10 protein-coding genes are annotated in these 11943 nt (G+C 38.0%); 4 read left to right on the top strand and 6 right to left on the bottom strand.

The genetic code is table 11. The annotated features are described in order from the left end of the window. Positions 1-5 precede the first annotated feature (5 nt). Entirely contained in the window at positions 6-2570 is a 2565-nt protein-coding gene (locus tag ABJQ32_13865) for a M14 family metallopeptidase (protein ID MEP5290731.1), read from the bottom strand. Positions 2571-2702: 132 nt separating this feature from the next. On the opposite strand from ABJQ32_13865, the gene ABJQ32_13860 reads away from it, so the two are divergent. From ABJQ32_13860 to ABJQ32_13850, 3 genes are all read left to right on the top strand, one after another. Further along, entirely contained in the window at positions 2703-3830 is a 1128-nt protein-coding gene (locus tag ABJQ32_13860; protein MEP5290730.1) for a helix-turn-helix domain-containing protein, read from the top strand. Between the two features lie 68 nt (positions 3831-3898). After that, positions 3899-4483, top strand: a complete 585-nt coding sequence (locus ABJQ32_13855) for a YceI family protein (GenBank protein ID MEP5290729.1) — start codon at positions 3899-3901, stop codon at positions 4481-4483. Continuing rightward, positions 4480-4989, top strand: coding sequence for a YceI family protein (locus tag ABJQ32_13850; protein ID MEP5290728.1), 510 nt, complete (start codon positions 4480-4482; stop codon positions 4987-4989). The genes ABJQ32_13855 and ABJQ32_13850 overlap by 4 nt, the downstream gene beginning before the upstream one ends. Before the next feature lie 33 nt (positions 4990-5022). Here the strand turns inward: ABJQ32_13850 and ABJQ32_13845 are convergent, their stop codons facing one another. From ABJQ32_13845 to ABJQ32_13835, 3 genes are all read right to left on the bottom strand, one after another. Next, positions 5023-5568 (bottom strand): hypothetical protein, encoded by a 546-nt coding sequence (locus ABJQ32_13845; protein MEP5290727.1) that lies wholly within the window; start codon positions 5566-5568, stop codon positions 5023-5025. 138 nt (positions 5569-5706) lie between these two features. Continuing rightward, positions 5707-6411: a LytTR family DNA-binding domain-containing protein gene (locus ABJQ32_13840; GenBank protein ID MEP5290726.1), complete on the bottom strand. Its 705-nt coding sequence runs from the start codon at positions 6409-6411 to the stop codon at positions 5707-5709. Continuing rightward, positions 6401-8242 (bottom strand): histidine kinase, encoded by a 1842-nt coding sequence (locus tag ABJQ32_13835; GenBank protein MEP5290725.1) that lies wholly within the window; start codon positions 8240-8242, stop codon positions 6401-6403. The genes ABJQ32_13840 and ABJQ32_13835 overlap by 11 nt, the downstream gene beginning before the upstream one ends. A gap of 112 nt (positions 8243-8354) precedes the next feature. Here ABJQ32_13835 and ABJQ32_13830 point away from each other — a divergent pair, with 112 nt between their 5' ends. Then, entirely contained in the window at positions 8355-9326 is a 972-nt protein-coding gene (locus ABJQ32_13830; GenBank protein MEP5290724.1) for a TlpA disulfide reductase family protein, read from the top strand. A gap of 33 nt (positions 9327-9359) precedes the next feature. On the opposite strand, the gene htpG is transcribed toward ABJQ32_13830, so the two are convergent. Continuing rightward, on the bottom strand, positions 9360-11249 hold the full coding sequence (gene htpG / locus ABJQ32_13825; protein ID MEP5290723.1) for a molecular chaperone HtpG: 1890 nt from the start codon (positions 11247-11249) through the stop codon (positions 9360-9362). A 126-nt stretch (positions 11250-11375) separates the two neighbouring features. Further along, complete coding sequence (locus ABJQ32_13820; GenBank protein MEP5290722.1) at positions 11376-11879, bottom strand: DUF4293 domain-containing protein; 504 nt, start codon at positions 11877-11879, stop codon at positions 11376-11378. Positions 11880-11943: the final 64 nt, after the last annotated feature.

The following is an 11943-nucleotide window of genomic DNA, read 5'->3' as shown; positions in this document are numbered from 1 at the left end:
TTTTTTTATTCACCGGCACCCCGGCTTATGGCCTTTCCAAAAAACAACGCATTCATAAAGATTTTATTGGTGCCATACCAAAATGCTCTAAAGTTTGGGTTGTCTGCCAAGGTAATGACTTTTCCTCTACCTACATTGGATATTGTCACCGCAGGCGAATTTTTAAAACGCTCAAGGTTCTCCTCAGATACATACCCTGAAATCAAAGGGTTTTTTGTGTAAACGAAGGGGTTTGCGTAGGCATTCTTAGATTTTTCCATAACTAAGTTATGATTTCTAAAAAGCGGTATCCTATCACTTTCCATACCATAGGCAAGTGGATGGGTCAAATCTACTCGTGCTTCAAAAATTGATCCGCCGGTTACTTGTGCGCCTCGCTCCTCATTTAGGTTTTCGTATGCCTTGAAGGCTTCTTTTTTCTCTTCATCATTAGTACTGGACGCATATTTTACGCCGGTAATCTCTGAATCAGAAAGCCATTTACCTCCGTTTTTCCAAGCGATAGCAACTCCACCTTGTGAAATCCAATCTTTGAGGTTTTTCTTTTGAGAATCACTGACTGAACCTAGATAGGCATTAGGAATAATGATTCGATTGTATCTGGAGAGGTCACGTCCTAATCTGTCAATAGGAAGCAAAGTGACTTTCATTTTGTATCGTTGATCAAGGAGGTGCCAAACTTCTCCTGCCTCGTTACTGCTTACTCCTCCCTCTACTAAGACAGCAATTTTTGGCTCTTTCATTGTTGTGTTGCTTCTACTACCAAGGTCAACACCAGTTTTAGCTAATCCGGTGCTGAGCGCGTAGACATTCACAGCATCTTTCTGTACTATTTCATCTAGTGTGTTTTCAATCCATGCTCTTCTATTTTCTTGAACACCTACAGGTATGATCATCGTGCCTCTAGGGTACGTTCGATTACCATCACTGTGGGTTTCGTTCAGCATTTGAACCACTACTTTTTTGCTCAACAGTCTATTGATAGCTCTAAAGGACAGGTAACCATATGGCTCTATCGCATAGGCATAGGCCCCTTTGCTTCCAATCATTTGAGCTTTAGGTTCTTCTGGATAATCTACCATTGCTCCTTGGATACCACTGTTAAAATCTTTACTTCCAAGTTCGGCGTATGGGAGGTTAAATGCGAGTGGCATGGTCCATGTAGAAACATCATAAAATAAACTATCATTGAATGAAGTGCGAGTTTCAAAAATGGCTTTAGCCAATCGATATTGATCTTGATTCATCGGAACAACATAGGCTGATCCTGGTTGAAATCGAGATCCATTTTTGCGAACAGCGCTTTTTAATTCGTAAACTTTCACTTTATGTTGAACAAGCATTTTCGCTAGTTCATAATTTTTAATTAGATCTTTGGATGATCCAAAAACGTATGCTTTTGTTGCATCATTTGAGGCTAGATTAGATGCGCCTCGATAAAAATCCTTTTGATAATCTAGAAACTCTTTTCTGTGTTCAATGCCGGAGGCAAGCGTTGAAAGCGAAGCAGTAAAATGATTCCTAACAGCCATTGGGAAGGTTAGAATTCCGTAATCATTCTCTTGAGCATGGCCTCTTGAGCTAGCTTGCTCAAACAGGATACCTACACTTCCATTTACATCTGGATAAGTTGATCCTTTCCCAATATAAAAATCGTCGAAGCTTTCCTCACTGTAATAGAGTGATCCGATATTGTCCAAATACTTTGCATGAAAAGCCGCCATCTTATGAGTCAGCTCAACATTCTTATTTGGTGTCCAAGGAAACTTTCGTGAAGGAATTCCCGGCTGGAAGAAAAAGGTTGAGTTAGTGCCCATCTCATGATGATCTGTGAGAATATTTGGTTTCCATTCATGGAATCTTGCTATTCTCGCTCTTGATTCCGGATGTTGAAGTGGAAGCCAATCTCTATTCAAATCAAACCAATAGTGGTTAGTACGTCCACCTGGCCACACCTCTCCATATTCTCTATCATTCGGATCAGGATTGATGGTATGTGATCTATGCATATTTACCCAAGTAGAGAATCGATGTAGCCCATCTGGGTTAAATGATGGATCGACTATGATGATAGAATTCTCTAACATATTGTCTATCTCCGAACCTGTAGCTGCAGCTAAATAATACGCAGTTAATAATGAAGCATTAGATCCACTTGCTTCGTTACCATGAACAGAATATCCAAGCCACATGACAATGGGCATCTCATCTGTATTCATTGATCCAGATGAAGAAGGATCAGTGAGTTTTTTATGATCTCCTTTGATTTGATCTAGTCTGGCCAAATTAGCTGGAGAAGAGACCGTAATTTGAACCAATGGGCGACCCTCATAAGTGCGGCCAATCTCTTCCATGATCATTCGATCTGAAGCTGCAGACACCTCTCGCATATAATAAAGTAGCTGATCATGACTTACATGCCATTCTCCTGGGTGATAGCCCAAAATTTCTTTGGGGGTAGGGATGTCAGGATTATAAGAAAATCCTTCAGGCAGATAATAACTCATATCTACCTGCGCAAAGGAGAAAAAAGATAAAAAGGTTAAAAGTAAGGTGAGGTGCTTCTTCATGCTCTGTTAAATTTTTAGGATGACTAAACTAACCAAATGCGAGAGCAGAAAAAAGAGAGGTTTGATGGATGGTATTTCATCCATTTATCAAATATCCTATAGCAAAAAAAAGCGATTCATTAACTTCATGGTATGCCTCAATCTTTAGACATATGGAGCTTGCTTATAATCATAAGTATTGCTCACAGTTTGTTTGTGATCAATTTGATCGTAATCAAAAAAAATCACAAAACTCCTGAAGGCAAGTGGTTGCTGAGTTTGATGGGAGCACTTCTTTGGTTGCAACTTGAGTTTCTTGCGATACGCTGGCCGTTTGATGTGGGTGTGATGTCATTCTACGGAAGTCGATTCGGCTCCTGGATGCTAATAGGTCCATTGTTTTTTGGATATATCTTATCCGTGGCAGGAAACAAACCTGAAAAATCCTACAGACTTTGGTTTCTTCCATTCATTATTTTCACGCTTATTATCCCTGTTTTTTTCCAAGATTTTCTTAGCTATCGCCAAGTTCACTATGGAATGCTAACGCCGTTTGATAAGCGTCCGGATGAAATCAATTGGATTCAGTATACCTACTCTTTCGTATTCATTTTTCAATTTTTATACCTCTTCTATTTCTTGATAAGGTCACATAATGCAATTGGAGACTACAAGGGGCAGCTTGAAAAAACTCAGTCTACAATTAATGAAGAAGACATTCGCTGGTTGCGTATTATGTGGTTTGGGTTGGTGACTATTTGGGTGTTTGCAATGGTGTTTATGACCATATTATTTTATACAGAGATTTATCGTAGGCACATGGACTATCTGTATGTATTGCCCTCATCGATATTGATTTATTTGGTTTCGTATAAGTTGGCTGGAGTGAAATGGGAGCGTCCAGCTGCAACATTGAAGTATGAAAAAAGTGGGCTAAAAGCGGAGGAAGCAGAAAAATATAAAGACGAAATTCACAAAGTGATTTTGGAAGAACAGCTTTATCTCATCAGAGGCCTGAAACTTCAAGATTTGGCAGAGACCTTAGAACTCAATACACATCAATTATCTCAATTAATTAATCAATATCTCAATACGACCTTTTTTGACTTGATCAATATCTATCGAGTACGTGAGGCTAAGCAAAGAATTCAAAAAAACCCTGAGTATACCCTTTTACAAATTGCGTATGATTCTGGCTTTAATAACAAAACTTCGTTTGTGAATGCATTTAAGCGATTCGAAGGAACTACTCCTTCCAGATACATGAAAAAAACAGCTTAATTCGGCAATCCCGATTGGAATTGTCGATTTCGATTGGCTTAATGGCTAGCCTTGAATGAAAAAAAACTATGAAAATTCGATTTAAGGTATTCATGATTTTAATATCCATTGTAGCGACACTTCCAGCTCAAACATATGTCGTTGATGCGGGGCACTCTTCTTTTCAGTCTAAGGTCATCCGATTTGGAGTGGTGCCAGTAGTAGGAAGATTTAGTGATGTCAGTGGTGAAGTAACTTTTGAAAAGGGAGATTTAAATAAAACTACGGCCTCTATTACCATCAAAACGGATAGCTACAGGGCAAATAATGAGGCGGGTGAAAATGCAATAAAAAGCGCTGCATTTCTTAATGTAGCTGAATTCCCGGAAATCCAATTTGAATTGACTTCTTTGACTGGAGAAGAAGACAATTACAGAGCAAAAGGGACACTTGAAATTCATGGAGTGAAAAAAGAAATAGAATGTCCTGTTAGCATTATTGGCCCTTCCATAGATCTCCCTACCAAAAAGCAATCAGTTGGAATTATGGGAAGTCTAACTATTGATCGGACATCCTTTGATGTAGGACGAGAAATGAAATTACCTAACGGGATGACTATTATTGATAACTCAGTGAACATCGATTTTGTAATACTGGGCTTAGCTCAACAATGAAGTTCTTATCCTTTTTATTACTAGGAGTCTGCTTTAATCAGACTCCTAATCTAGATGATGCAATTGTAACTTTTGAAATTTCGCACTTAGGTGCGCTGAAGGTTGAGGGGCAGTTTAGTGATATCGAAGGTAAGTTCGAAAGAAAAGATAAAGGTTGGATTATCACAGGACGTATTGATGTGAAAAGTGTTGATACGGATAATTCTATGCGTGATAGAACGATCCTGACCGAGCAGTACTTGAATGCGGAGGAAAATCCAAGCATTCCATTCGTAGCGGAGATTGAAATTTCTGAGGGTATTCTTATAATGTCCGTTGAAGCCCATATTCGTGGGCTTCCATTAATATTTGAAACTCCATTAATGAAAGTTGATGATGAGCTGATTTCGGAACCTGTTGTTATAGATCGCGAATCTGTGGGGCTTGATTTTGGACTGATGGATTCAATGATTGGAAACGAGATTACGCTTGTGATTCATTCGGGAATTAAAAGACGGCTCCACTAATTGCTCAATGAAACCGCTTTTAACCGCGTCTATTTAACTGGTAAAACCAGTCACAAAAGATCCATTTGTGATTGATACTTCCTCTAGTGTGTCCTCGTTCTCTAGTGTTCCGCTGAATGTACCCTTTACAACAATTTGACCGAGTGAAATAACTGTGTAACTGGTTACTTCCAATGTTACATTTTTCGCATTATACCCCACTGAGTTTTGACCATTCAGTATAATTAGTGACATTCCATTTGTATTCTCATCATCTTCTCCAGCTGCGTTAGTAAGTGTATATGTACCATTCGAGGTGCCTACAAATGCAATAGCTACGGCATAATTTTGACCAGATACTAATGATCCATTGCCACTTAGAACAGAAGATTCACCATCAGAAAGTGCTAGAAAAGAACTTCCGGAATTAAAAACTGCTGTTTGTTTCGTGCCGTCAAGAGTGAATTCAAGTGATACTTCATCATTTACTATCTCATCAGGACCTGCTTCTTCATCATCAGAACCACAACTACTAATAGCAGTTATGGAGATAAATAGGACCATCATGGAAATGATTCTTAGAAAATTTTGTGTGTTCATGTTTAATAAAATTTACGGTTAAACACACCAAAACTATTAGGAAGGTGATGGAAACTCAATGCGCTTCGAGTATCCTTCTAGACTTGATGAGTAGACGTCACTTTTGTTTGAGTATTGAATCTTACTTAAGAACTGATCCTACTGAATCATGGAAAGGAATGATTCTCTGTACCCTTTACTCAATCGATATTGTTCACCGTTATCTAATTCAATAGTTCCTCCATCCATCCTCAAATATTTCTTAACACACTGCATATTGATGAGGTAGGATTGGTGGATTCTGACAAACTGATTGGTTGGGAGCTCTGATTGTACCGCCTTCAAGGTCTTGCTAACCGTTTTTTTATCTCCTGCCGTTAAATGTATGATTGTGTAATTATTACTCGCTTCACATAACCGTATATCTGAAAGCTTGATAAATTCAGTGCCTTGAGCATCTTTGATTGTCAACCGATCATTAAAGATTGATTGATCATTTTTCTTTTCAGCATAGAGCTTTGATACGATTTTGATTAATTCCTCTTTATCAATTGGCTTGAGTAAGTAACCAGAGGCGTTATGCTTGTATCCTTCCAAAGCATACTGACTATACGCAGTAGTAAAAACAAGTTTAGAATCTAATTCTCCAATGGACTCTAAAAACTCAATTCCGTTCATGCCTGGAAGTTCTATGTCAAGAAAAATGAGATCAGGCTTAACCTTGTTGATTTGTGCAGTTGCCTCCATTGTATTTTTGGAAGTTCCTTGAATATCTACCTGATGGGAGCAGTGGGTCTCCAAATCATAAGACAGGGTATCGAGGCAGTGCTGCTCGTCATCAATGAGGAGTGCTTTAAGTTTCATGGCTTAATATCAAAGGTAGTGTCACCTTTACTTCTGTGCCAGCTGATTGCCCTTCTTCATCTCGTATGTCTCGTATTTGAACGTGGTTTCTTTTTGAGAAGGTTTTTTCCTGCATCAGTAGAGCTATTCTCTTTTCCGTTAAGTCTATGGCCATTGATTTTTTATCAACAGATTCAAGTCGTGAGCTCTTAAAGCTACGACCGACTCCATTATCTGTGATTATGCATTTTAGTTGATGATCAACTCGTGTTAATTGAACTTCAAGATTCTTTTGTCCCTCTTTAGAAGATAAGCCATGAATAATGGAATTTTCAATAAACGGTTGAAGAATGAGGGGTGGTATCAAAGTCGTATCTTCATTTACAGAAGGTTCAATTATTTGTTTGTAGTTAAAATCATTTGACAGACGTCTTTTTTCCATCTCGACGTAGATATCCAGCATTTTAAGTTCTTGCTTAAGGGGCACTAATTCGCTCTCGCTACTTTCTAATACATAGCGAATGAGCTTAGAAAAAACAGCTAAATGCTCATATGCTTCCTCCTTACTTCCTTTCAAAATCAATGCTCTGATGGAATTAATGGTATTGAATAGAAAATGGGGTTTCATCTGCGTTCTTAAAGCAATCATTTTGACTCTTTCAACTTCTTTCGCTAATGAGATTTTGGCACTTTCTGATTGCCTTAACCGGTAAGCAAGTCCCAAAGAGAATGTGATGATCTCAATGATTACTCCCAACCGGAAGTAGAAAACTTCCAAAGCAATGATTGAAATAAGTGCACTAACAATAAAAAAGGCTGAACCAACGATGATGAAATTTGCTAAGCGATCTTTTTTATTAAAGAACACATATACTTGAAGACCAATGGTAAGTACGATTGCAACCAGACGCTCAATATCATAGATGTATATCCATGCCTTATTTCTTGGGAAGAATTCAATAGAAACAAATGTTATTCCAATGCATAGTAGGAAAAAATACGTCATATACCTGCCTATTTTGTAGAAGACTGGATAGTATTTTTTGAAATCCAAAAATGACATTGCAAACCATAAGTAAGACAGGTGCATGCAGTATTGTAAAGTGTACCTAGCGTGATAAGGGACGGTGGGTATATAAGGTGTGATAAGTGAAAAAATATCGTTCAATACCAGGTTTGACCGAGAGAAAAGATACATTCCTGCTGAAAAAAGATAAGCCAGGTAGTACAGATAGACAGGTTCCCTGTTGTAGAAGTAGGTGGTCAATACATAGAGAAAAATAATGAAAACTGCCCCCAGGTATAAAAAATTGAACATGTCATAACTTACAAATTGATCTGCGCTTATGGTATGAATGAAAGTGTACACAGCCTTTCCATTCAAAATTTGGAAGTTAAGCCTATCAAAACGATCAGTGGAGTTATACCACTTCAGGTAGAAATAGCCTCCCTCAAAAAGGTCATCTTTTTCTAATGAGACATATCGTCTTCCGGGAGTAAATCGTGAAGTATCTGATGGTTTATACCAGTTTTTGGTAAGAGGAGGCCCCTTTGCAAAATAGAGAGCTAATTCATCAAACCAAGCGTAATGATTGAAGTAGTATGTCGTGCTGTCTTCTAAAACAGGCACATAAATCTTCATCCAGTAATGTTGGAACTTCTTGGTTCTCTTAAGAGAATCCATTGGAAGAAATTGATCTTGAAATTCAGGTTGCTGAACTTGATCTATGTTAATTCCTACACTATCTTCAATGTATTCAAATCTGCATCTGTGACCTCTAAGGATATCCTCTGAGAATCCATCTGAGGTTTGAGGTGGGGTTAAGAAAAGTAGCAACCATGTGATGATCATATTGGCAAATTAGTGAGGAGTTTTAAGTTCTAGATATAAGTGAATTATCTTTATTTTCTCTGTCTATGTAAATGGAAATCTTTCATTTTATTATTTAAAAGAGTAAAATACGATGAGATGTTTGTTGATTCTAGCTGTTGCTCTTCTACTTACTGGTAATGTGTATAGTCAGAGATTTTCGTATACAAACCTAAAAGAGCAACTAGAAAGTATCGGGTACGACACTACTAAAATGGTTGAGACTTATGTCATTGTATCAGATGAAATAGGTCAGGAAGAAGTTGATTTACTTGCACCTTTTTTTCATTGGTGGGGAACTCCTTTATCACATGTTAAATATATTCTTACGGGTAAGAAGAAACGATTCGAAAAGCATTTTTCGTCAGATATTGTAAATGAGCATAAACAAATATTTCTAGACAGAGAAGGTCGGTTAGGAGAAGAGTTGGGAAATGAAAATCAGATAAAAATCATTTACACTATGAATGATAGGATACTGAAGGAAGTACTAATAGGGGAAGAAAATTTAGATCAAGAACTTCAATATATGAAAGAATGGCAGTTCGGTTATATGAACTTCTCAGGTGTTTCATTCACTAATCCACTGTCTATTGGAGACATTGCTCCTGCAATTAATGCAACTACTACTAAAGGTGATAAAGTTTGTTTAGACAGTCTTCGAGGTAAAATAATAGTACTTAATTTTTGGTCTGATAGATGTTCCGCTTGTATATACGAAATGCCATTGTTGAATAGGCTAAGTGATGAATACAAAACAAAAGGTGTCTTGTTTTTTAGTATATATCTTGATTCGATTACTTCTCTTGATCGATATTTTATAAAAGAGGATCATAGATTATTTGGAAAAGACTTTGTTACTTTTCCAATCATTGCTGATGCTATGGATATTGTAACTGATTACGATATTCAATTCTACCCATTTACATACATCGTTGGTCCTAGTGGTACTATTGTCAAATACACTTCTTTCGTTACTTACAACGATCAAAAAGATTTTACTTACCTGACCTTGAAAGGAGCATTAGAAAGATTAATAGCAATAAAAGAAAACCCACTCGATTGAGTGGGTTCTGTGTTCTTAAAGAATGAAGATTTTTTAGTTTAAGCTCAACTCCACACTACGATTTACAAAGTCTGTTAAGTCTTTGCCTTGCAACATGCCTTGCGCAAGTAAAGCGAGATCATACGCTTGTTTTGCTAGCTTTTGTTTTGCATCATCAGAGTCTGCTTCCATGATCTTCTTGGTCATGGCATGATTTGCATTTACTGCAACGGATAAGGTCATTGGCATATCGCCAAACATCATTGGGCCGCCACCACTTGCCTGCATGTCTTTCATCCTACGCATAAACTCAGGAAGTGTAATAGTTACAGGAAGATCATCAGTAGCCATGGGCTGAATGCTCACACTGTTATTCTTGTCATTGATTGCTTTATCAAAGATTTCTTTCAAGGTTTCCTGTTCTTTTTCAGAAAGTACAGACTCCTTTTTCTCATCCTTGTCTATGAGTTTGTCGATCACATCAGCATCAACACGTTGTAGCTGGAATTTTTCATTCTTCTGTTCCAGGTGATTGATGAAGTGACTGTCAATAGGCCCAGTTAGCTCGATTACATCGTAACTACGTTTCTTGGCAGTTTCGATGTAGCCATGTTGCGCCTCAGGGTTTGAAGTATACAGTGCTACCGCATTACCATCCTTATTGGTTTGATTGGCCTCAATGTGCTTTTTATATTCCTCAGTAGTGAAATGCTTGTTTTCTGTGTTCTTCAATAACACAAAATCCTTTGCTTTCTCCTCGAATTTTTCTTCAGAAATTATTCCGTATTTCACAAACACACCAATATCTTCCCATTTCTCTTCGTATCCTTTTCGATCCCCTTTAAATAGTTCAGCTAGTTTATCAGCTACTTTCTTGGTGATGTATCCATTGATCTTCTTCACATTGGAATCTGACTGCAAGTAGCTACGAGATACATTCAACGGGATATCTGGGGAGTCAATTACACCGTGCAGTAGCTGCAAGAACTCAGGCACGATATCCTTCACCTCATCAGTGATGAACACCTGACGAGAATACAACTGAATTTTATTCTTCTGAAGATCAAAATCTTTTTTCAACTTAGGGAAGTATAGCACACCTGTCAGATTGAAAGGATAATCCACATTCAAGTGAATCCAGAAAAGCGGATCTTCACTGAATGGATAAAGTGTCTTATAGAAATCCAGGTAATCCTGATCTTTCAGATCGCTTGGAGACTTGGTCCAAATTGGGGCAGTATCATTAATGATATTATCCTCTTTGACTGTCTTGTATTTTGGATTTCCTTCTTTGTCCTTTCCATCCTCTACACTTGATTCTTTCTGTCCGAACTTTATTTGGATTGGAAGGAATTTGGAGTATTTATCCAGAATGCCCTGCAATCTCGGCTCCTCTAGAAACTCTTCAGAATCGTCAGCTACATGGAGGATGATATCTGTTCCTCTTTTTTTACGCGTTCCTTTTTTGATTTCAAAGTCAGTCTCACCTGTACAAATCCACTTGGCAGATTCCGATCCATCTTGATGGGATAGTGTATTAATTTCCACTTTTTTGGCTACCATGAAAGCCGAGTAAAACCCAAGCCCGAAGTGACCAATGATTTGTTGGTTATCTGCTTTGTCTTTGTACTTCTCTACAAACTCAGTCGCACCTGAGAATGCAATTTGGTTGATGTATTTCTTTATCTCCTCCTCAGTCATCCCGATTCCATTATCAGAAATCGTGATAGTTTTCTTTTTCTTATCGAATGACACTTCGACAGCTAAATCACCGAGCTCACCTGAGTACTCTCCCAGAGAAGCCAGTTGTTTGATTTTTTGTGTTGCATCTACTGCATTAGAAACCAGCTCGCGAAGGAAGATTTCATGATCGGAATAGAGGAATTTTTTGATGATCGGAAATATATTTTCCGTGTGTATCGAGATTGTACCTTTCTCTGCCATTGTCTGATTACAATTTTTTGTTGTTATTCGGTGCTTAAACTCAAATTCTATTCCAGAGGAAGAAAACTGACAGGTTGGCAGGACACTAGTGTCTTTTTGGTTGAATTGAAGGCCGCTACACAACGTTTACCTAATTCGATCCGCACTCTTCACCAACTGCTCATCCTTTCGGATGAAACGATTTGCTAGAAAGTTGTTGAGCATCGCGACAATGGGTAGGTAAAACCCTATCAGGAATGTGCCTTGTACGGTAGGGTCAAAAAGGGCATTGGCTTTACTTATGTATAGGTAGATTCCAACCAATGTAGCAGCAGTGATCAGAGAAAACAATGCATTGAGTTTCACTTGTGTCATGCGATTTTTGTACCGCGTAACAGAAAATAGCATGACCAATGCTGCCAACACTCCGCCAATGGAAATCAGAAAGGTATCCTGAGTTCCTAACAATTGAATTTCACCAGTCTCAGTGATGTGCTGCTCATATCGCAATTGAAATGCATCCATGATTGCATACTCACGTTTTTCAGCTTCAAATTGGCCGTCTGATTTTTCCCATACAGGAAAAAATAACATAAGAATCATGGCAATTGCAGCGATTGTCATAAAAATGGTCTGTACTCGTTGAAGCATTTCTATATTATTTAGAATCTATGATAATTCTGAATGGAAAGATGCTGAAATAAATTCAGCATGA

Origin of the sequence: Marinobacter alexandrii, from assembly GCA_039984955.1 — a bacterium.
In the GTDB taxonomy this organism is placed as follows: domain Bacteria; phylum Bacteroidota; class Bacteroidia; order Cytophagales; family Cyclobacteriaceae; genus Ekhidna.
Note: the sequence above shows the minus strand (reverse complement) of the source record. Positions and strands in the feature narration are given on the sequence as shown.

What these genes read in the sequence shown, in the direction of transcription:
- ABJQ32_13865 (MEP5290731.1), bottom strand. Translation starts at nt 2,570, where the DNA reads ATGAAGAAGCACCTCACCTTACTTTTAACCTTTTTATCTTTTTTCTCC.
- ABJQ32_13860 (MEP5290730.1), top strand. Translation starts at nt 2,703, where the DNA reads ATGCCTCAATCTTTAGACATATGGAGCTTGCTTATAATCATAAGTATT.
- ABJQ32_13855 (MEP5290729.1), top strand. Translation starts at nt 3,899, where the DNA reads ATGAAAATTCGATTTAAGGTATTCATGATTTTAATATCCATTGTAGCG.
- ABJQ32_13850 (MEP5290728.1), top strand. Translation starts at nt 4,480, where the DNA reads ATGAAGTTCTTATCCTTTTTATTACTAGGAGTCTGCTTTAATCAGACT.
- ABJQ32_13845 (MEP5290727.1), bottom strand. Translation starts at nt 5,568, where the DNA reads ATGAACACACAAAATTTTCTAAGAATCATTTCCATGATGGTCCTATTT.
- ABJQ32_13840 (MEP5290726.1), bottom strand. Translation starts at nt 6,411, where the DNA reads ATGAAACTTAAAGCACTCCTCATTGATGACGAGCAGCACTGCCTCGAT.
- ABJQ32_13835 (MEP5290725.1), bottom strand. Translation starts at nt 8,242, where the DNA reads ATGATCATCACATGGTTGCTACTTTTCTTAACCCCACCTCAAACCTCA.
- ABJQ32_13830 (MEP5290724.1), top strand. Translation starts at nt 8,355, where the DNA reads ATGAGATGTTTGTTGATTCTAGCTGTTGCTCTTCTACTTACTGGTAAT.
- htpG (MEP5290723.1), bottom strand. Translation starts at nt 11,249, where the DNA reads ATGGCAGAGAAAGGTACAATCTCGATACACACGGAAAATATATTTCCG.
- ABJQ32_13820 (MEP5290722.1), bottom strand. Translation starts at nt 11,879, where the DNA reads ATGCTTCAACGAGTACAGACCATTTTTATGACAATCGCTGCAATTGCC.